We start from the raw sequence: 20787 nt of genomic DNA on the forward strand, positions 1-20787 counted from the left end.
CCCGCAGCCATCCACAACGATCGAGCAAAACCGCAAATCGGAAGTTGACGCCCATCAATTCTACGGCGCGCAAAGTTCGCATTAGTTGCACGAATAGCGCCGTGGATGACCTATCCGGCACCCGACGTCGCGTCTCTTGGTGACCTCATGACCCTTTCCGATTCAAGCCTGGCTCCTACCTACCCGCTGATCACGATCGCCATTCCAACGTTCAACCGGGCGACGCTGTTGAAGGGGTGCGTAGCCTCCGCATTGTCGCAGACCTATCCGCACTTGGAGGTCGTGGTGTCGAACAATGCTTCGACGGACGGCACCCTGAGCGTGCTCAGCGAGTTCGACGATGCCAGATTGCGCGTGATCACTCAGGCCACAAATATCGGCATGCACCCGAACTGGAACGCCTGCCTTGCGAACGCGAAAGGCGACTACATCGTCTTCGTTTCGGACGACGACCGGATCGCTCCCACGTTCCTGGAACAATGCACTCGTCTGATCAGACAACAGCCGCAACTTCCGATCGTCATCGCGCTGAGCAATATTCATGCAGCTGCGCTCCAACGGACAAAGCCTGCACACACCAGCCGATTTCATGACACCGGCGTCTGGAACGGAACCGAGATTCTGACGGACTTCCTGACCGACCAGACCACCGTGGCGGTCTGCAGCGTCATGATGAGAACCGACCTCTTGCGCGCACGGGGCGGATACCCGCTCGACCTGCCGCACACCGCCGACGTTGCCTGCTGGGCTCCGCTGCTGTTGCTCGGAAAGGCCGGCTTCGTCAATGAGGCTTGCGCAACCTTCACGTATCATAGCCAGTCGGCAACGGCCCGGCTGGGAGTCGAGCTACTACTGCGTGATGGGCGCGCGGTCGCCGACCTCATCGCGCAAACCGCGGAGACCCATGTCGCCGATCCACAGCAACGCAGGACAATCCAGATCGAGGCCCGGCGGCACTTTGCGCGCCGCGGGCTGACGGCCTTGTCCGATTATCGCAGCAGCGGCGGCGGGATTCAGGAACTGTTTAACGTCCTGTGGCAGTTCCGACACGATCTGTCCAATGTCAGCGTCAAGGCCGTCCTACGCTTTCTCGCCGTCGTCCTTTGCCCGCAACCGCTCGCGACTCAGCTCCGGCAGTTGAGGTACAGTATCCAGGAACGCTTGGCCTGATTGCCCGTCCGCATGACCTTTCGACGTGACGATGCCGGCTACTTCGTCCGGGAACCGACCGATATCGCGAAGATGGGCCGATCGGGATGCACACATCCCGTCACACCGCTGTTCTTATTGACAACCATCAACTTGCCCGCGAACGGCGTGCGCAAGGTTACTTGCGGGAGTCATTGATGGCCTTCAGCTCACATGAGTTCAGCCTCGCGTTCCAGCTGAGTGGACCTGGCGAACGGCGCGGGAGCCTGCCGCGACGATTGCGGAGTATGCGGCTGGCTTACTCTGATTCGTCGTCTGCCCAGTGAGACCATGCACCTATGTCCGCTTCAGTCAGTCGGTTTCTTGGCGTTCTGACAATCATGGCCATGCGGGCGAGCGTAATGGGCACCAAGTTCGCCCTTGCGATCTTCATTGCGCACTATCTCGATCTTTCATCGCTGGGCTTGTATGGGCTCGCCGTCGGCGCGATCGCGGTCGTACCGACGGTCGTCAATGCGGGAATGAATCACCTGCTGATGCGTGACGCAGTCACGACTTCCCGCGCTGAGTTGACCAACAGTCTACGCCACTACTGGGCTTTCGTGACATTGATCTACGTCGTCATGTTCACGGTCGCGGTTCTTTTCGCAAGCATGTTCGGAACGTCTTCTCTGTGGGTCCTGATTGTCGCCGTGACGTTCTTTGAGCATATCGGCAACGACGTCTTCTACCTTTTCTCCAGCATACAGCACCACTTCCTGGCCAACGCGAATGCCTTCCTTCGCGGCGCCGCCTGGATTTGCGTCTACATTCCGCTCGCGATCTGGGACCCCGATCTCAGGACGCTCTCGCACCTGTTCGGCTTCTGGTTGATCGGAAGCATGCTCTCTTTTACGCTGTTCGTATACGCGAGCTGGTCCTGGCCCTGGAAAGCATCTCTTTCCCTCCCTTTTCAACTGTCCGTCGTTACGACGACCATCCGGAAATCCTTCATCATCTACGTTACCGACCTTTGCTTCATCGCAAGCCAGTACATTGATCGATATCTCGTCACGCTGTTCCTCGGGATAAAGCTCGCCGGCGTCTATTTCCTCTTCTGGACCGTAGCCAATGCCGCTACCAGCTTTCTCGCACTGGTCCTGCAGCAGCAGCAACGTCCTCTCCTTATTCAGGCCTATCGTGTCGGAGGATCGTCCGCGCATTGCCAACTGGCCTGGCGTTTCACACAAACGACGGCGCTGGCCACGGCCGCGCTCAGCATAGCCGTCGGATCCGCTTTCCAGATTTTCCTGCCATGGCTAGGCCAGCCCTCACTCGCTGCAGACTTGCCTGCATTCTGGCTGATACTTGCCGGAATGGCCGTCCGCTACCTCGCCGACTTCGCTGCCATGGGACTGTTCACTGCGCATCACGATCGACTGATGACGCTGACAACCGTGGTATCGGTCGGCGTGTTGGTCATTGCCCAGGTGACGCTGCTGCCATTGGCAGGATTCTATGGCGCGGGAGGAGCGATGCTGATCACTTTTATCGGAATCGGGCTTTGGCGTTACCGGCTGCTGTTTGATTCCTTACTCACGAGTCCCGAGTCCCGGCAACTCGGAGCCTGATCTGCGCTCCAGAACCGGTAAGTCAAGGTCGTTCGGCGGAGGTTCAGATGAGCTACAAGGATACGCCTCTTTTCAAAGGTGCAAAGAAGCAAGTCCGGCAGGTCAGCAGACGAGTCGTTGGCTGGCATGAAGCGTTCAGCCATGAGAACGCCAGGCGCCTGCAGGCAGCGCTGGAAGGCGCGGATTACGCGGAAAAGCATATGAAGGGAGCACTTGCATCAAGTTGCAAGGAAGAAGTCCTTCTTCACAGCCTGGCGCATGCCCCGAAGGAGGGCCTGGTTCTCGAGTTCGGGGTATGGAGCGGTGCGACCATCAACGTCATTGCGGACAATGTCGGACGATCCAGGGCAGTTCATGGTTTTGATTCGTTTGAAGGCCTGCCGGAAGATTGGTTCGGCATGTACAGGAAAGGAACCTTCCATACTGGCGGGAAGCTTCCGCATGTGCGTTCCAACGTGACCCTTCACAAGGGCTGGTTCCAGGATACCCTCCCGACCTTCGCGCGCAATCACAATGAAAAGATCGCATTCCTGCACGTCGATTGCGACCTCTACTCTTCGACAAAGACCATTTTCGACGTCCTCGGCGACAGGCTCGGACCAGGGGCGGTGATCTTGTTCGACGAGTACTTCAATTATCCAGGCTGGCGCGAGCACGAATACAAGGCGTTTCAGGAGTTCGTCGCCTCTCGATCGCTCAAGTACCGCTATCTTGTCTACAACACGCAGGAGCTCAATGCTTCTGTTCAAATACTTTCGCCCGGCCTCTCAACGCCGCTATCCGACGTGGCATAGAACAGCTGCGGCGGCGTAGCGCTCAAATACACGCCTCGCCGCGTATCCGTCGACGTTACGAGGATCGCTTAAGGCGGTAAATCGCGCCCGCAGGCGCCGGTGCCGTTCGATAACGCCATCAAGATGGATGAGCGCAGTCCGTGCCTGCTGCGCTCTCCACGACCCGCCCTGCCCATCCGTCTTGGGTGCGAAACGGCATATGGCCGGGACAAGCCCGGCCATGACGATGATTCACTTGTCCGAGCGGAGCGTCGCTAACGTCGTAGCGCGTCACACAAACAAGGGGGTTACGCCGGCGAATGCGACGCACCGGGCCCCGTGGCGCCGTTGCCGGCATGTGTCTCCTGAAGCAGTTTGTCGCCGAAATAGAGAACGCGCTCGCCTTTTGCGGTCTCGTCATCGTAAAGCGCGATCGCTTCTTCCGGCAGATGCGTCAGGTCGCTTGCCCTCAAGTAGTCGCGCATGGTGGTCCCGGTACTCCGCGAGTCGACGTTTGGCGCGCCGCGGTGGGCGAGCACGTCGTCGTAGTGGACGGTGCGGAAATCGATGCTGTACCGGGCCGCGTTGGTGGTGTTCGGGACCGTCTCGTGCATCTGAGCGCCGGAGAAGATAATGGTACCGCCCGGCGGAGGCAGCAGGCGTACGGTCACCGGCTCCAGCTCCTGCTGTGCCTTCGGTTGCTCGCGCGTATCGCTTCTGACGTGCTGAGCCGCCGTCGCACGGTTGTTCGTATTCCATTCGTAGTAGTTGTAGATCTCCGAATTGTTCTTCACAGCCTCTTCGAAATAGCGCGGATAGAAGCCCAACGAGTTGTCGGGCTCGATCGGATAGATCGGCAGCCACCAGTTGAGCTGGCACATCGGCGCCGAGTACCACGTATCGCGATGCGGATGAAAGGCGTAGGCAATGCCCGAGGAAAGAAAATGCGACGGATACGCTGAACGCAAACGAGGAACGTCAAAGTACAAACTTTCCAGATCAACACCGTGCTCGCGCATGATCTGCGGTATGATCTGCTTACACTCGGGGTGATGAATGAATTGCGGCTTCAGCTTGCCAAGGATCGCCGCGACCTCCTCCGGCGTCTTCCACTTGTGAATCGTCCTGGGGTCATGAGGTGCGAATGCCTCCTCGAGCATCTGGCGCGCAAGATCGATCAACGCGCGCGTTCCCTCGGTCGGCGAACAGATGAAGATGTCTCCGGCATAGAGTCTGCTCCGCCGCTCCTCGTCCGTAATCTTGGAATCGATATACACTGAACCCATGATATCCTCCTCGGCCGGCGGGGCATGGTTGCTTGCCAGAATGGGGCTTGGTCGGATCGCAATCTGATCAATCAAGGCCAGACAGGTTTTGACGATCATCAACTTGCCGGCGCATATTTTAAGCTTGCCCACGGCTCTGATCCGTCCGGACCCAATCGTCTGCAACACCAAGCGGCCAGATCGACACTGTAAGATGCCGATCCCCTGTCATCGATGGCGTTCTGGACTTTCGCAGTGGATCGATTCGTTCAGCCGCTTGGCATCACAATGTGGCGACGACCAGGCTGGCGCACCGCGTCGCTATAAAAGGCGATGGCACGGGCAATACCGTCCGGCAAAGACGTTGTGGCACTGAAACCGAGGAGTTCGCGAGCCTTGGCTGCATCTCCGACGCGGACGATCTCCTCACCCCGCGCTCCGTCGCCAATCTGCAGAAGATGCGTTCGGCCAAGTTGTCGGCCAATTTCACGCGCTACGTCAGCAACACTGACCAACGCCCCCGATCCGAGATCGACCGTAGTTGGCACGTCCGGCACGCAAGCTGCAGCTAGCAGCCCCTCGACCACGTCGTCGAGATAGACCCAGTCGACAAGCCGTGAACCACTGCCGATGGCGATCCGTTGATTCGCCAACAGGGACAGGATCGTACTTGGCACGAATTTCCATTCCTTCTGCCCAGGCCCGAATGTCATCATGGGCCTGACGACACGCACATCCAGATCGTAAAGGTGCCGAAACATCCGGCCGTAGCCGCTTGCTGCCCATTTTGCGGCCGCATACGGCGACATCGGGGTCGGCTCCGCGCCCTCTGGCTCCTCGAGCGAAGCCGTCATGACAAACCGTTCGACCTTTGCGTCAGCGCTTGCTGCGCCGTGCAGAACATTGATCGTCGCTACGAGATCGTTGTGCACGCTTCCCGGCAACAACGAGAGTGCGCGCCCACCCTGACTATCGCTTGCGAGATGAAACACGACCGCCGGCCGAAAAGAGGAGAACAGCCGATTTACGAATTCAGCGTCGGCAGCGTCGCCGTGCGCCCAATGGATGTTCTCGGCATCGGCTTCGGGCGACTTCCGGCACACCGCACAAACCCTGGACCCGCCTGCCGCAAGACGGGTCGCAAGGGGACGGCCTAGAAAGCCGCTCGCGCCGACGACGAGGATATTCTTTCCCTTAATCGCAACGAGATCGTGCATTCAGCGCTCTTGATCTTTCACAGGCTGCTTCGAAGGAAGACCACTCGGATGCATTCGCCTGACGGTAGCAGATTCGAGCCGCTCGAACCCTCCCGCATCGAGCCGCAGGCGCTCACGATCGCGGAACGAACCCGCCCGCCGCATCAGTCGGTGAAACGCGGCCGCGTCCGGAGGAAGGCCGCAAGACAGAGCTTCGAGCGCCAGCGCATTGGGAGAAACACATCGGTCGCGCCGGCAGCTCCACTTCATCAATCTCCATGTCGCTCGAGTCGTCAGGCGGATTGATGGTCCCTGTATCCATCCTTTCTTTGCCGCGCCACGAACAAGCTCACCGGGTCCTCGTACCCGGCCATCAACTCGGACTTCTGTTGATGGCCCATCGACGCTCTCGCGATTTCCGGCCCGACAATAATCGTCAGACCAAGCAGAATGCCGCCGACCAGGGCCAGGATAATGAGATGCGGGACCTGCGGAAAAACAGGATCCGTCGGAGCGATTGGCCTTTGGACGACCCTCAGGCTCGAGAGCTGGGTCTTCTTGGCAACCTCGGCATTGATCTGTTCCTCGAGCATCCGATTTGCATAATGCGCGGCGGCCTGCGACGCCGCGGTGAGGATGCGCTTCAACCTGCCATACTCAGCTTCCTTCGAGGAGAGCGATGCCAGGTCCGCGTTCACGTTCTCGAGCTCCGTGCCAAGTTGGTTCAACAGCTCTGTCGCACCATTGAGATCGGCGCTGACCTTCATGAGCGTGGCCATGTTGTCCTGATAGACCTTCACCAGAAGCAACGGAGGCGTTTCTTCGAGCTCCTGCCTTGTCGCGGCTTCAGTCGGTCGTCGCGGATCCTGACCGCCAAGCGTCCCGACGATGCGAGTAACGGTTCTGGAGCTCGTGACCGGCTTGAGCACCTGCAGCTGGTCGACGATCGCCTGCTTCTGTCCTTTTCGTTCCTCGATAAGCCCTCGCGTCGTCGACATCTGGGTCGCCAGTTCGTTGGCCCGCCTGAGCAGGAGCTGCCGCTGTTCGTCGACCGCGTAGATCTGCGCATTAACCGAGAAGTTCTCCAGATTCGAAGCCGCCGTTACAGCCTCTTCCTCGAGGCGTTTCATTTGCTGGTAGAAGAATTCCTGCGCTCCCGGCACTTGAACGTCAGCGGTATGGATTGCCACCAGCGCATTGGCGAGTTCGTCCAGGAAACTTGCGGCGACGACCGGATTTTTGTGACGGAACGTTATTTTCAGAAGGTCAGATCTGCCCTCCTGCTTCGCAATGACACGATCCCGCAAGCTAAAAATGGCACCCTGTTCACGCTCAATAGCCGCCGTCGCTTCGTCCTTTTCCTTGCCGGACTCCTCAGCGGAATCCGCCGCTTCCGACTTGGGAAACAACCGATCGTAGCCAGTGTTCTTCACCGCCTCCTGCATCACGTGATCGATCTTGGCGATACGCGACAGGGATTCCATCCGGCTTTGAAGGTCAACGCCTTCTCCAAAAGAGACATTAGCGGTGCCCGAACGCTCCTTGATACCCTGCCCTGCGCGCAGAAGCACATAGGCCTCGTAGCGTTGCCCGACCAGCGTGTAGTAACCGAAGGCCGCCGCGGAGGTTAGAAGCAGACAAAGGTACAGGATCCATTGCCGGCGCCACAAGAGACCGAAAGTGTTGGCGAATATGGAGCTTATGCTGCGTTCCACTATCAACTCCGCTTGTTGGTACCTGTGTTAGCTCCAGCGTCTCGGCGCGCCGATGATGCTGCGATCGATGCTTCTTGCCACCAGCGGAAACGAATGCTTTTCGCCCGGGAACATGCGTCTAACCCGCTCGCGTTGCAGCGATTCGCTTGTACGCCAGGCGCAGCAGCGCGTGTTGACGTCCGTCAACTCGGATTTGGATCAATCACCTATATCCGTCTCTAACTGCCGCATTTCCTGGCAGGAGGCTCTGGCAGGCTGCCGAGGCCCTCTTCGAGGGACCTAAGCGCAAACCGTCCGTCGGGTGAGGTGGGAGAGGTTCGGTTGTGCAAAGCCTGACTGCAAGCAGGGAAGCGCCATACGTTGTTCCCGTATCGATAGCGATCCAGGATCTGTTCTTCCTGGCGACCTGCCTGGGGCTCGTATTCCTGAATCTGCTGACGTTCGCTTACCACCTGACCGGCTCGACGCTATTCAATACGCTCAGCAACGCTGTGAGCCTGCTGCTGATTTCATACTCGGTCTATGTTATATTTGTAGGCAGGGAAGACAGCGGCTTTTACAAGGTTCTTTTGGTGCTCGCCTGTGTTTTCGTCGGCGCGAGTTATCTGGCGAACTACGGGAGCTTCGAGACATCCGCCGCGATCAAGTACTTGTCGCTCTTTACATTCTACGTCGCGGGCCGAAGCGCTCCAGGACGTCTGCGGCCAGCTGAGAAGTGGTGCATCTACGCGCTCGCCGTTCTGCCATTCTTATTCAAACTGGTGGGCCAGACTAAAATCTTCGTAGGCTTCGAGTTTCCCGACGTGTTCGCCTACTTCCCGAACACGAATACGGCAGCGCTTTACTTTGCTGCTTTGTGTTTTTGCCTGTCGCCGTGGTTCGGCAACAAGATCCTGATACTGCAGTTCATCAACGCTGCGGTGATGAACAGAGCGGGCGCTGCCCTGGCCACCATCCTTGCCATCGGCATGTGGTCCTTCTTCCCGTTGAGACGAGAAGTGTTCCTCGTCCTATTTGCCCTGGCGATCGCCGGCTCTATTGCCTTCGCGCTTGGAGCAATGGATCGACTGCTGACGGGCCTGGAAAGCATGGCTTTGATCTGGAGCCTGAACCCCAGCACGGTCGCCCGCCTCACGTACAAGCAACTGATCGACTTGACCGGAACGACCGACCTCTCGGCTTTCTTCCGTATCATTCATTGGACGAACATATGGGAGTACTACACTGCGCAAGGGCTCGGAACCTTCTTGTTCGGTTATGGCGCAAACCAGTCTGCTCTCATCGCTTACATACCCATGCCGCCGCACAACGACTACTTGCGGGTCATGGTGGAATACGGGTTTTTCAGCTTTCTGATATTCGTCGTCTTCGTGATCAGCATCGTCATGTCGCTGAAGATGCAGGCTGCGAAGATCCTCTACACTGTGCTGCTCATCTATTTCTTCTCTGAGAACTTATTGGACAACTTTACATCGATGGCACTGTTTTTCTCGTATGCCGGTCGGTTTACGTCCGGGCGATCGTCGGACACGGGTGCGCGTAGCCCGCGTTTCGCCAACTGAACAGGGGACTTCAATGGACTTCTCGACCTCTAACGTAATCAAACAGAACACCCTTGGGCAGAGCGAAGGATTCCCTGTCGGCGTGCCCAAGACGTACAGCTGGTACAAGGGGTGGGACGGCCGAGGGATGCAAGCACCGCCTGCCGATTTCACCGCCGTCGAAGGTTGGGGCGCAATCTACCAGCAGGCGGGGGCACCGGCGTATTCGAACCCGGCCGCATCCGTCGAGGTCGCCAACGCGAAGACGTACATCCACCTGAAAGCGACTGGCCAATGGGTCCTGGTGCAAGACCAGTCAAGCAGCTCGCTCACAGGCGGCCATTTCGTCCCCGACTTCGTGGGAAATGCTGGGCATGAGATGAAGGTGACGTCACTCGCGGGCGGGGGCGCAACGTTCGCCGCTCCTCCGAGCGGGCATAATGATCACTTCTGGTATCAGTCGCGAGGAACCTACGCGGCCGGGACGATCGACAGCGTCTATGTTCAGATGGACATGAGGGTGACCGATCCGAACTTGAACCTGGTTGCGATCGTCGGTGCCGACTGGTGGCGCGACGCGCACGCCCCCTACCTTGACGACCACAGCAACAACCCAGCCGCCGGCAGCAGCAACTGGGTCAAGCTTTCGACGGAATGGAAGACCCTTGGCTATTACTCGATGAGCGCCGCAGAGCTTCAGAAGGATCTGCCGCCGTCGTTGCGCGGAGCTGCAACATCGACGCCGCCGATCGGCTCCAAGGCAGACAAGACGCCTCCTACGCCGCCCACGATTAGCGGCTTTGCGCTGGATGCCGGAGCGGCCGGGGCAACAAAGGCGAGCGCCTTGAAATTGTCTGGGACAGCGGAGGCCGACAGCACCGTCACCCTGTTTGATGGGTCGACACAGCTCGGTACGGCGCGTGCGAATGCGAGCGGTACCTGGACTATCACGACAGCTCAGTTGTCCAATACGACGTATAATTTTACGGCGACCGCCACGGACGCTGCCGGCAATACCAGTCCGACGTCATCACCATTGGATGTCGAGCTGGATGCGGTGAGAGCATCGTCGTCTCCATCGTCGCCGTCGCCGAATGATGCCCCCGGTTCGATGAAAAAGTCGTCTGACGCAACATCCGCGACGGCGGTTCAGTGGGCGAGCCTCGGCGACAACAACGGCGTCCATCAGCCCGGCCCGACCGCTGCGACGCACAGCTACCAGCTCGCCCTCAGACCCGATTCGACAGGCCCGATCCCACCAATGGAGCTTTTGACCAGCGAGTCCTTCATCTCACTGGCTTTGCTTTTTGGAGCGATCGCCAAAATGACTCGAAATGGCTCGTCCGACCGCAAGAGAGGCGAGAGCCGCAATCATAAGCGCAAGTGATTCTTAGGGGCAGAAGACATTCTGCCGGCCGCGCTTATTGAGGGTCGTCAACTTAGCCGCGCACGCCGCGGCTACCTTTGCGAACGCATCCAATCCGATTTTGGAAATGCAAAGGACTCGCCATGCACGGAACTGTCTCACTTGTCCGATCTGACGGCGACCAGATAAGGCCCGACCTGCTAGAGCTGCTCGCATGCCCAAAATGCCGTGCAGCGCTGACGCAAGGTTCGGGGGGACTGCGATGCACCGGCTGCGCCGCTCCTTACGAGATCAAGCAGGGCATCCCGGTTCTCGTTCCTGATGACGTCAACACAGTCCATCTGGAGGAAGAACAGAATCTTGCGCTGATGATGAAGTCGAGAGCGCACCATCCGGAAGAGCAATTCAATCTCGGCCAGTGGAGCCTTTCCAAGCGCGAGTTCTGGGCCATGGTACGCTCGGTCGCGACCGACTCTCCGCCCAAGCGCTTCGCCAATATTGGCTGCGGCTTTGACCCGAGCTGCGCTGAATTTGAACGCTTGGGCCACACGTTCGTCAATCTGGATCTGGTTTTCGACATGCTCGCGCACCTAAAGAAGGACTGCGGGGCAGCGTCTTGCGTCAATGGCGATGTAAACCGCATACCGCTCCAGACCGGCGCGTTCGACTATGTCGTCTCTATCGATTTAATACATCACGAATGCGAGCGACTTCCCGAACTGCTTGCTTCGTTTCGGGACCTGCTAAAGCCGAAGGGTATTTTGTTTCTGGAGGATCCCAACGCCTGGGGTCTCTTCCAAATGGCGAAATCGATCTTCATGCCGCGCTTCGCCTATCGTTCATTGCGATCCGCCTATCACACGTTGAAGCGTTCGGCCCACCGTCCAGCCGACTATGAGTTTCCCACCAACGTGTGGCGCGTGATGGCCATGCTTCGCGAACTCGGCTTCGAGGACATCAAGTGCTATCCGCATACTGCGTATCCAACCGTCAGCGAGCGTAGCCATCGAATTTACCGCGCACTCAGCGGCTCGGAATACGTACGCAAATACCACAATTATCACTACATGCTGAGCGCCGTGCGTAGCTGAAAAGGATAGGTCATCCTCGGGCTGCTCGTGTCGCGCGAATGCGGCATTGCGGTCAGCCACCTTTAATTCGGTGATTTCTGGAATCTGCCGCAAGCTAAGCATGGTGATACCGCGCCGCCGTGTTCGCGGCTAAATATTTTGGCCCCACGCTTTTATTTTCGCGGCTCAACCACGCGAATCACCTAAAATAATTCCGTAGATACCGTTGCTCATGATGGCAATGAGAGACGTTCGTGCTTGAAAATGGCTGCGGACGTTTTGCCGCGGGCACCAAGATGCTTTTGAACACAAAGGATTTTGCCGGCTGTTCTGCCGGCATTTTGTGCTTCACGCGCGAATATAAGATCGCAAACACATTAGCGACAAATTGCGTTGTCAGCGTCCCGCCCGCCTTCGCAGCACGACAGAACTGACGATGCGCCATGTGCAGACAAAGCTCGGCACTTGGGGAATGGCGAAACCAGAAGGGGACTGCTTCTAATGGCAATTTCACTATCGGAAATCATCAAGCAAAATACTCGCAACTTGAGCGAGGGCTTTCCGGAGGGCGTGCCGCAGAGTTGGGATTGGTACAAGGGGTGGGAGGATTACGGCATTCAGGCACCGCCCTCAAACTTCACCGCCGTTGAGGGATGGGGAGCGGTTTATCATCAGGAGGGAACGGCGCCGACCAATCCAAACGCAAACGTCGAAGTTGCCAACTCCAAGACGTACGTTCATCTCAAAGAGACGAACCAATGGGTTCTGGTCCAAGACCAGTCAAAGCTTCCGATAGCCGGTGCCCATTTCGTCCCCGACTTCGCGGGGAACGCTGGAAAGGAAATGGATATAACGACTCTGTCGAATGGAGTTGCATCTTTCGACGCACCTCCCGACGGGTACAATGACCATTTCTGGTATCAGTCGCGAGGTACCTATCTGGCCGGGACGGTCGATGGCGTCTACGTCCAGATGGATATGAGGGTGACGGAAGCGAATGCGAACGTGGTCGCCATGGTCGGTGCCGACTGGTGGCGCAATTCCACCGCCCCTTATCTCGACGATCACAGCAACAATCCGGTCGCCGGCAATAGCAACTGGGTCGAGCTTTCGACGCAATGGAGAACACTCGGCTACTACTCCATGAGCAATTCGGAGTTTCAGAACAATCTGCCGCCTCCGTTGCAGGGCAGTGTCGGCAATCCCCCGTCCGATCCGGATACCACGGCTCCCGCCACGCCTACCATCACCGGGTTCTCGCCTGACACAGAAACAGTTGGCGATGGTGTCACCAGCGCGAACCGCCTGACTTTGTCCGGAAAGGCCGAGCCCGAGAGCGTCGTCAAGATTTTCGATGGCTCAAGTCAGATCGGCACCGCAACGGCCAACAAGAGCGGGACTTGGAGCTTTGCGACCGCACAGTTGTCGAATGCTACGCACAGCTTCAGGGCCACGGCCACGGACGCCGCCGGCAACACGAGCGCAGCGTCGGCGCGGCTCAATGTGCAGGTGCAGGCCACAAGCACACCCCCACCAAGCAACGGCAATCTCCTGGTCAACGGTTCATTCGAGGCGACAACGGTCGCTGCTGGTGAATGGTCCGGCTCGCAAACCCTTCCGGGCTGGACGGCACTCTCCGGCAGCAGGATCGAGCTGTGGAATAACCACGTTGGCGTACGCGCCACCGACGGCTCCAACTTCGGCGAATTGGATTTCGGCGGCGCCGAAGACGGTTTCTATCAAACCGTCAAGACCGTCGCGGGACAAAGCTACGATCTTTCCTTTGATTCCCGCTCCAGGCCAGGCTTCGGTGCTGCGACATCCACGATTGAGGTCTGGTGGAACGACAAGCTGATCGCGAGCGTGCCACCTGGCAGCAACTGGTCGACGTACAGCTTCAAGGTCACCGGCACCGGAGGGCAAGACAAGCTCACCTTCCGCGAAGCAGATGGCCAAAGCCGCGACGGCCTGGGCGCGCTCTATGATAATGTCAGCCTGACCGCCGCAAAGACGCCCGAGCCGCCGACGAACGGCTCGAACCTTCTCCAGAACGGCTCATTCGAAGCAACGACCGTGGCAGCCCATCAGTGGGACGGGTTCAACTCGCTCCCCGGCTGGACCGCCGTTGCGGGCGGCATGATCGAGCTCTGGAACAACGTCAACGGTGTGCGCGCCACCGATGGATCGAACTTCGGCGAGCTCGACGTCGTCGGTGCAAGGGACGGCCTGTATCAAACGGTGCAGACCAACTCGGGCCAGCGGTATGAGCTCTCCTTCGATGCGAGATCACGTCCGGATTCGCCTCCCGCGACCGGCACGATCGAAGTCTTATGGAACGATACCGTGGTCGCGCGAGTGCCTCCCGGCGGCGAGTGGGAGACCTACAATTTCACCGTGACCGGCACCGGTGGTCAGGATCGTCTGACTTTCCGCGAAGCGCAAGGCCAGAGCGGGGACGGGCACGGCGCGCTGTATGACAACGTCAGCCTGGTCGCGGTGAGTTCAACCAACAGTGCGACTTCGAGTGCCGTCGCCCAGATGGACCGCGCCCTTGACATGATGACGCAATATTCTGCCACAACTCTCGCGGCATCAAACAGTGCGCCGAACGGCGTATTCAACCAGGCCGGAAGTCAGGACAGCCTCACCCCGACACTGACGCAAACGCATCAGCTCACCTAAGTTGATCGCGACCTCAACCGGGACGAAGCTTCAGCGTTCTTTGAAGGGCGCGAGTTAGCAAGATTCCCGCACAGACCGCGAGAACATCCACAACGAGATCCTGCCAGCGCGCATGCCGCGTTGGCAGGAACAGTTGGGTGATTTCGATCGCGAAACAGAAGCAGGTCAGCCCGATGAGCAACGCCATCGTCTGCTGCCGATAGGCAATCGCAAAGGCCACCCCAAGTGCGCCAAAGGCCAGGATGTGCTCGGCATAGTGCCCGCGCACGACAATCGGCCTTGCGCCGGCGGGAACGACGGTCACGAACAACAAGCCGAGCAGGATTCCCCAAGCCGCCCATTTCGCGAGCACGTTTATGACATTCGGCAAGTTGAAGACCTTTGTCGCTGCATACCGTTCACCTGTCGCATATTGCGACGCACCCGCCAAGCCGCAACGCATCAAACGGCTTTGGCCTGTGAAGGAGCTTCCGCATGATTGTGGAATCGCATAGGGCCGAAGCTCGATCGACAGACTCACGACTGAACCTACCCAGACGGTCGAGGGACACGACTGGCAGATGATACGTCTTTGAAAGGCCAAGGATGCTGCAGCATTTTTCCCGAAGGACAAAGTCGGACGACTTCCGGACACGCTCTGCTGAACGCGACGAGCTCAGCGACAGGAAGACGATTGCCGCGGTCGGCAAGGCGATAGATGAGGCGATCTCAACGCTGAAGGCGGAAGAGGACGGACTCAGTCGGCGCTTTGATGAAGCCCGCGACAGGGCCTCGGTTGCGATCGGCACCGAGCATGACGAGTATCTTTCGCGCGAACCGGCCATGCGCGCGGATTTGCGGCGACTCGAAGAACAAATGAGCCGCGCGACAGCCAGGTTAAGGGCACTGCACGGCACAATCGCGGATTTACAGTCGCTGCGCGCAGTGTTTCATTCCAAATTCGACGCTTCAGTCTGAGCGCGAAAGGGGTCCTGAACCACGGATCCTGAACGCCAGTGGACGACTTTGTTCGGAGTTGTCGGCTACGTCACGGTTGACCGTCCTGTGGCGTTGGCAAGTTTACTTTACTCCGGCTTGATTCCCACACCCTCCAGGAACTGGACGAACAACGGCGTCTGCTCGGCGAAAAGCTTTTGCGCCTCGTCGTGCGGGATTGGGGGATTGAGGAAGAACTGGTCCATCGTCTGTTTGACCTTCGGATCGTTCGCGCCGGCAACGATGACGCCGGAGAGCTTCTTGATGATGTCCGGCGGCGTTCCGACAGGCAGCGCAAAGCAGGTGAAGCCGCGCAGCTCGTAGAGTTTCGACTTGGCGCCTTGTTCAATCATCGTCGGGACATCGGGCAGCACGGGCAGACGTTGCAGTCCGGTCGTGGCCAATGTTTTGGCGCGGCCACTCTGCAACACTGGCAACGCCGCATTGTAGCTGCCCACCGCGGCATCCAGCGACTGGCCGCCCACGTCGGCCCACATCGGCGTCTCGCCTCGATAATGCACGGGCTCGATGTTCAATCCATATTGCTTGTTGAGTTCGACGGCGAGCAGGTGGGCAGCGGACCCGAGCGCCCAGCTGCCCAGACTCACCTTCTCATTCTTCTTCGCATACGCGACGAACTCCTTCAAATTGCCCGCACCGGTCTTCTCGCTCGCCGCCATCACCAGCCCGATCTGGGTCATCAGCGATGCGAGCACGAAGTCCTTATCGGCGTCATAGGGCAGGTTCTTCACCATCACCCGGTTCTGAATCATCGTCGCCGCGATGGTGACCATGAGCGTATAGCCGTCAGGCGGAGAGCGCTTCACCTCGACCGCGCCAAGAATGCCGCCGGCTCCACCCTTGTTTTCAACGACCACCGGCTGACCTAGCTGTCGCGCGATGTACTCGCCATAGGTCCGGGCGATGATGTCGGCCTGCCCGCCGGCGGGATAACCGACAACGATGCGGATTGGCTTGTTCGGATAGGCTTCAGCCGATACCTCGACGGTGAACGCCGGCAGCGCCGCGGCTGCCGCACCCGCAGCGAGAAATGTTCGACGATCCATCCCCAATCTCCTCCCGTTCTCTCCGACTATTCTTTGCGCTGCCTGTATGTCTTTCTCTCGCTTCGCGCTCAGGCCGATTGCGAAAGCTCCTCGAGGATCGCAGCTGTGTGCTCTCCCAGCCGCGGCGCGTGCCGGGGTCGGGATCGCGCCTCGCCTGTCCAGCGGAATCCTTCGTTGAGGATGCGCGCCGATGTGCTCCGACCGAGCGGATGCGCTTCCAGCTCGGAATCTACGCGTCCGCTCTGCACGTAGTGGCCGTCGAGATAGGAGGGCACCGTCTGGACCATGGACGCTGGTACACCTGCCGCCGCGAGTCGCTCCTCCCAGACAACAGCTCTCTCGGTTGCGAACGCCTTCACAAGCTCGTCGCGCAGTGCCTTGTTGTTGAGGTCGGACAAAAACCCGTCCGGCGAGCTGGGCAACTTCGGCAGAAGTTCCCTGTTGGTGAGAATATCCGGCCGATCAAGAACGCGGCAAAGGATCTGAAATTGGCGCAGCGTGTTCGCAGCCGTGGAAATCCAACCATCGGCGGTCGGGAATGTATCGGCGCCCGGACTGCCGACGAAGCCTTGATTGCCAACGCGGCGCGGCGCGATCCCGGCCAGCCAGTAATTCGCCACGGCACCAACCATCAACTGCGCCGACGCATCAACCATGGAGACATCGAGCACGATTGGAGACAGATCTCCCCTCGCGCGTCGCAGCAATGCTGCCAACATCGCGTTTGCTGCCATCATTCCCGTGCCGATGTCGATCATCGGGAAGCCCACCTTCATCGGCGGCGCTTCCGGATTGTCACCTTGTAACAACATCATTCCGGTGGCGGCCTGAATGACATGGTCATAGGCCGGCCGAGACGCATTCGGGCCGACCTGTCCCCATCCGGAGATGGAGCAATAAATCAATGTCGGCTTGATTGCGTGCAGTCGCTCAGGCGTCAGTCCAAGCTTTGCCGCCTTTCCCGGTCGAAAATTCTCGACGAACACGTCAGCCGTCGCCACCAGCTTTTCCACCGTTCGACGGCCTTCGTCGGTCTTCAGGTCCAGTACGATCGAGCGCTTGCCTGCATTGAGAGCGACGAAGCCAGGCGCCATTCCTTTCAGTTCGGGCTGCAAGGAGAGGCCGCGCGTCTGATCGCCCTGCCCCGGTTTTTCGATCTTGATAACGTCGGCGCCCAACATGCACAGCTGATGGGTCGAAAACGGACCAGCCAAGACATGCGTAAGGTCGATGACACGGATACCCTCCAGGGGGCGCATGAGGTTCTTTCCTACTCAGACCGCAAACTTTAACCCGGCCTCGACTATTGAGGCTCGATTCCAAACTTCTTTGCCTCGCGGGTGAAGTCGACGAGTTCCTGCTCCAGCCTGGCAGGAACGTCATCCAGTGCCCCCTCATAGGGCGAGATGCGAAGCTTGCGGAATTCCTCCTGCATCGAAGGAAGACGCAACACATCAGCCAATGCGGACTTGAGCTTGTCGATCACCGCAGGCGGCGTCTCCGACCTGACGAACAGTCCAAACCAGGTCTGCGCGTCGATTGCGGGATAGCCGAGCTCCGCGAATGTCGGAACATCCGGCAAGAACTCGACGCGCTTCTTGCTGGTGATGGCCAGAACATTGAGCTTGTCGGGATTGGCGTAAATCAGCGGCGCGGCCTGGGTCGGCAGCGAGAAATCCACGTCGCCGGTCATGACGGCCTGCACGGCTTCCGCGCCACCCTTATAATTTATGAGCGCCCAATCGATACCCGCAGCCTGCTTCAGCCTGGAGCCGATGACGGTTGCAACACCGTCACCCGTCCCCGAACAGTTCAGTTCAGCCGGATTCGCCTTCCCGTAAACGACCAGATCCGGAAGCGAAGAGAATTTCTTCGATGCGATCAATACCATGGCGCTCTGACCGAGCATGGCGACTGGCTTGAAGTCGGGCAACGAATAGCCCGGCTGCCTGAGCAAATACACGTTCGTGGCGAGAGAGCTCAATTGGAAGAGCACCGTGTAGCCGTCCGCCGGCGCGCTCTTCACAGCCTGGGTTCCGATGACGGTCGCGGCACCAGGCTTGTTCTCGACGACGATAGCCTGATCGATGACTTTGCCCAGCTCGGTCGCAAGCTTTCTGCTCATCGCGTCGGTGATAGCACCGGGCGGAAACGGCACGATGATCCGGATTGGACGGGCCGGATAAGCGTCGGCGGCGGATGCTGTGCCCCCGGCCGGGAACGCGCCGAGCAACACGCCAACGGCGCAGATCCACCCAAACGTCCGATCGCGAAGATGCATGGTTTGACGAGCTTTCCTTGGCGTTTCCACAGCTTGATCGTCCTTTTTCGGTCCAGAGCGTGGGCCTTGCGCATTGTTCGACCTAGCAAAACGCAGCCATCAAGTTAATCTGTTGGCCGGTGATATCTCCATTAGGATAACTTATGAATTTGTCGCTTCGTCAGTTGCAGATCCTCGTTCATGTGCATCGCGCCGGCAATCTTACGCGCGCGGCCACACAGCTTGGATTGACACAGGCTGCCGTCAGTTTGCAGCTCCAGCAGCTTGAGAAGGCTTTCGGCCTGCGCCTGTTCGACCGAACCACCCGCGAGCTTGTGCCAACTGGTGCGGGTGTGCAGGCAACTGCTGCGGCCGAGCAAATTCTCGCCGCCACGGACAATCTCACCAATCAGATGCGCAATCTCAATGGCGTGAACACCGGCAAGCTGGCGATGGCCGTCTCGGCCGGGTTTGCATCGACATTCATGCCGCCGATCCTCTGCCAGTTCAGGAAGGATCATCCCGGAGTCGACATCGTGCTCTATGACGTGTCCGCGAGCCAGCTCGTCGACAAGCTCCTGACCACCGATGCGGAATTTGCGATCGGAAGCGTGCAGGGACCGATACCGGACGTCACGATCGAACGGATCTTGAAAGGCCGCATCAGCGCCATAGGAGTTGCCAAAGGATCATTTGGCACAAAGAAGCAGATCTCCTGGAATGATCTGCCGTCGTTCGCAACCATCTGCATGCGCCAGGACAACATGGTCAGGGCGGATATCGATACAGCGCTGGCGAAGTCGAGCAAGAGGTTCGACCCGACATTCGAAGTATCGTTGTTTAATACCGCTATGTCGATGACGGCGTCCGGCATCGGGCTCACGATTCTGCCCGACTACCTCCTGGTTCGTCAGCAGTTTCCCACATTGACCGCGAAACCGCTGGTGGGTCCGGCCATAGAGTATCAAATGTCTCTCATCCGGAAGGTCGGCCGCACCCTGTCGCCGGCTGCCGCGAAATTTGTCGGCCTTGTGCGTGCGCAGCTTGGCCGGATATCCGGATCGAAACGACTTATCGACGACGCTTGATCGACCGCGCGGCCTCCCGCGCGCGACCGCTTTCCGGATATTTCCTCGCTCGGTCCGGGACGAAGTCCAATGCGTAGTTGAGGAAGCTCTCCACCGCCGGTGAGAGTGATGCCCCCGGCCGTACGAACGCCGCGATGCTCCATCTTACGGTGGGTTGCTCGAGCGGCAGAAACTGCAGCCCGAAGCCGCGCACGAGTGGCTCCGCCATGGAGGGACAGATCACGGCACCTTGCCTCACCCGCAGCATGGACAAGGCGGTATTCACCCGATGCACGGACACCATCTGCCTTGGGTGATGCCGAGATGGAACGTTGGCCAGCACATTGATCGCAATGTTGGGCATGTAGTTGATCAGCGGTCGATCGCGCAAGCCTCTCCAGCTGACCGCTTCGCCTTCTGTCAGCGGGTCGTCGGCCCGCAAAGCTACCCAGAGCGGATCAGCACACATAAAGTGCACGTCGACCGTCTCGTCGGTCACGACCCCCGCAGGCCCGAAACCGATATCGGTGCTGGCGTTGTCCAAACCTGCAAGCACCTGCTGAATCGGCACGTCATCGAACCGCACATCTACGCCTGGGTAACGACTGCTGTAGCTGGCAATGAGCTCAGGCAGCAGCGTGCAGGATAGTGTCTCGGGCGCCGCCACCCGCACCAGCCCGCGACGGAGATCCTTGAGGTTGGTCAGTCCCTCCAGCGCCTCGTCCAGGTTGGAGAGCACACGCCGCACCAGCGGCTCGAACACCTCACCGACCGCGGAGGCGGACACCCTTCGGGTGCTGCGATCCAGCAGGCGCACGCCGAGGCGGCTCTCGAGCTCCTTGATGAGCCCGCTGAGTGCCGCTTGGGACAGATGCATGGCTTTGGCCGCCTCCGAAAAGCTGGAGGCATCCAGCACGGCAACGAAAGCGCGCAACTGCCGCAGTGTCACATCCATCGCCATCCTCAGTCTCTAATTACCCTGGCGACATTCATAGGGTAAGCCGATTAATATGTCGAAAAATACACATTGTCCTATAGGGATCGCATATCT

At 58.9% G+C, this 20787-nt stretch carries 16 protein-coding genes; 8 read left to right on the plus strand and 8 right to left on the minus strand.

The window, feature by feature from the left end; all coding sequences use genetic code 11:
* The first annotated feature begins 105 nt into the window (after positions 1-105).
* From RCO31_RS10050 to RCO31_RS10060, 3 genes are all read left to right on the plus strand, one after another.
* Entirely contained in the window at positions 106-1170 is a 1065-nt protein-coding gene (locus tag RCO31_RS10050) for a glycosyltransferase family 2 protein (RefSeq protein WP_308968180.1), read from the plus strand.
* Positions 1171-1670: 500 nt separating this feature from the next.
* Complete coding sequence (locus RCO31_RS10055; protein WP_308968181.1) at positions 1671-2759, plus strand: polysaccharide biosynthesis protein; 1089 nt, start codon at positions 1671-1673, stop codon at positions 2757-2759.
* A 47-nt stretch (positions 2760-2806) separates the two neighbouring features.
* Positions 2807-3553, plus strand: coding sequence for a TylF/MycF/NovP-related O-methyltransferase (locus tag RCO31_RS10060; protein ID WP_308968182.1), 747 nt, complete (start codon positions 2807-2809; stop codon positions 3551-3553).
* A gap of 287 nt (positions 3554-3840) precedes the next feature.
* On the opposite strand, the gene RCO31_RS10065 is transcribed toward RCO31_RS10060, so the two are convergent.
* From RCO31_RS10065 to RCO31_RS10075, 3 genes are all read right to left on the minus strand, one after another.
* The gene (locus tag RCO31_RS10065) at positions 3841-4818 is read right to left on the minus strand and encodes a hypothetical protein (RefSeq protein WP_308968183.1); all 978 of its coding nucleotides are present in this window, start codon (positions 4816-4818) and stop codon (positions 3841-3843) included.
* A gap of 248 nt (positions 4819-5066) precedes the next feature.
* Positions 5067-6014 carry an NAD(P)-dependent oxidoreductase gene (locus RCO31_RS10070; protein ID WP_308968184.1) on the minus strand — a complete coding sequence of 316 codons (948 nt, stop codon included), beginning with the start codon at positions 6012-6014 and terminating at the stop codon, positions 5067-5069.
* Positions 6015-6286: 272 nt separating this feature from the next.
* Positions 6287-7708 (minus strand): hypothetical protein, encoded by a 1422-nt coding sequence (locus RCO31_RS10075; RefSeq protein WP_308968185.1) that lies wholly within the window; start codon positions 7706-7708, stop codon positions 6287-6289.
* Between the two features lie 323 nt (positions 7709-8031).
* On the opposite strand from RCO31_RS10075, the gene RCO31_RS10080 reads away from it, so the two are divergent.
* The 4 genes from RCO31_RS10080 (at position 8032) to RCO31_RS10095 (ending at position 14367) form a co-directional block, all read left to right on the plus strand.
* Entirely contained in the window at positions 8032-9270 is a 1239-nt protein-coding gene (locus RCO31_RS10080) for an O-antigen ligase family protein (RefSeq protein ID WP_308968186.1), read from the plus strand.
* Between the two features lie 13 nt (positions 9271-9283).
* The gene (locus RCO31_RS10085; RefSeq protein WP_308968187.1) at positions 9284-10636 is read left to right on the plus strand and encodes an Ig-like domain-containing protein; all 1353 of its coding nucleotides are present in this window, start codon (positions 9284-9286) and stop codon (positions 10634-10636) included.
* Between the two features lie 122 nt (positions 10637-10758).
* Positions 10759-11706, plus strand: coding sequence for a methyltransferase domain-containing protein (locus RCO31_RS10090; protein ID WP_308968188.1), 948 nt, complete (start codon positions 10759-10761; stop codon positions 11704-11706).
* A gap of 444 nt (positions 11707-12150) precedes the next feature.
* Positions 12151-14367: an Ig-like domain-containing protein gene (locus RCO31_RS10095; protein WP_308968189.1), complete on the plus strand. Its 2217-nt coding sequence runs from the start codon at positions 12151-12153 to the stop codon at positions 14365-14367.
* Between the two features lie 13 nt (positions 14368-14380).
* On the opposite strand, the gene RCO31_RS10100 is transcribed toward RCO31_RS10095, so the two are convergent.
* The 4 genes from RCO31_RS10100 to RCO31_RS10115 all read right to left on the minus strand — a co-directional run bounded on the left by RCO31_RS10100 (position 14381) and on the right by RCO31_RS10115 (position 18690).
* Positions 14381-14737: a VanZ family protein gene (locus RCO31_RS10100; protein ID WP_308968190.1), complete on the minus strand. Its 357-nt coding sequence runs from the start codon at positions 14735-14737 to the stop codon at positions 14381-14383.
* Between the two features lie 694 nt (positions 14738-15431).
* Positions 15432-16409 (minus strand): tripartite tricarboxylate transporter substrate binding protein, encoded by a 978-nt coding sequence (locus tag RCO31_RS10105; protein ID WP_308968191.1) that lies wholly within the window; start codon positions 16407-16409, stop codon positions 15432-15434.
* 68 nt (positions 16410-16477) lie between these two features.
* On the minus strand, positions 16478-17668 hold the full coding sequence (locus RCO31_RS10110) for a CoA transferase (protein WP_308968192.1): 1191 nt from the start codon (positions 17666-17668) through the stop codon (positions 16478-16480).
* 44 nt (positions 17669-17712) lie between these two features.
* Complete coding sequence (locus tag RCO31_RS10115) at positions 17713-18690, minus strand: tripartite tricarboxylate transporter substrate binding protein (protein ID WP_308968193.1); 978 nt, start codon at positions 18688-18690, stop codon at positions 17713-17715.
* Positions 18691-18833: 143 nt separating this feature from the next.
* Here RCO31_RS10115 and RCO31_RS10120 point away from each other — a divergent pair, with 143 nt between their 5' ends.
* Positions 18834-19757 (plus strand): LysR family transcriptional regulator, encoded by a 924-nt coding sequence (locus RCO31_RS10120; protein WP_308968194.1) that lies wholly within the window; start codon positions 18834-18836, stop codon positions 19755-19757.
* Here the strand turns inward: RCO31_RS10120 and RCO31_RS10125 are convergent.
* Entirely contained in the window at positions 19741-20697 is a 957-nt protein-coding gene (locus RCO31_RS10125) for a LysR family transcriptional regulator (RefSeq protein ID WP_308968195.1), read from the minus strand. The genes RCO31_RS10120 and RCO31_RS10125 overlap by 17 nt on opposite strands.
* Between the last annotated feature and the right edge of the window lie 90 nt (positions 20698-20787).

The sequence above is a fragment of the Bradyrhizobium sp. LHD-71 genome (genome assembly GCF_031157255.1).
In the GTDB taxonomy this organism is placed as follows: domain Bacteria; phylum Pseudomonadota; class Alphaproteobacteria; order Rhizobiales; family Xanthobacteraceae; genus P52-10.

Coding starts and splice junctions, on each gene's coding strand:
- RCO31_RS10050 (WP_308968180.1), top strand. CDS start 106: ATGACCTATCCGGCACCCGACGTCGCGTCTCTTGGTGACCTCATGACC.
- RCO31_RS10055 (WP_308968181.1), top strand. CDS start 1,671: ATGAATCACCTGCTGATGCGTGACGCAGTCACGACTTCCCGCGCTGAG.
- RCO31_RS10060 (WP_308968182.1), top strand. CDS start 2,807: ATGAGCTACAAGGATACGCCTCTTTTCAAAGGTGCAAAGAAGCAAGTC.
- RCO31_RS10065 (WP_308968183.1), bottom strand. CDS start 4,818: ATGGGTTCAGTGTATATCGATTCCAAGATTACGGACGAGGAGCGGCGG.
- RCO31_RS10070 (WP_308968184.1), bottom strand. CDS start 6,014: ATGCACGATCTCGTTGCGATTAAGGGAAAGAATATCCTCGTCGTCGGC.
- RCO31_RS10085 (WP_308968187.1), top strand. CDS start 9,284: ATGGACTTCTCGACCTCTAACGTAATCAAACAGAACACCCTTGGGCAG.
- RCO31_RS10090 (WP_308968188.1), top strand. CDS start 10,759: ATGCACGGAACTGTCTCACTTGTCCGATCTGACGGCGACCAGATAAGG.
- RCO31_RS10105 (WP_308968191.1), bottom strand. CDS start 16,409: ATGGATCGTCGAACATTTCTCGCTGCGGGTGCGGCAGCCGCGGCGCTG.
- RCO31_RS10110 (WP_308968192.1), bottom strand. CDS start 17,668: ATGCGCCCCCTGGAGGGTATCCGTGTCATCGACCTTACGCATGTCTTG.
- RCO31_RS10115 (WP_308968193.1), bottom strand. CDS start 18,690: ATGCATCTTCGCGATCGGACGTTTGGGTGGATCTGCGCCGTTGGCGTG.
- RCO31_RS10120 (WP_308968194.1), top strand. CDS start 18,834: ATGAATTTGTCGCTTCGTCAGTTGCAGATCCTCGTTCATGTGCATCGC.
- RCO31_RS10125 (WP_308968195.1), bottom strand. CDS start 20,697: ATGGCGATGGATGTGACACTGCGGCAGTTGCGCGCTTTCGTTGCCGTG.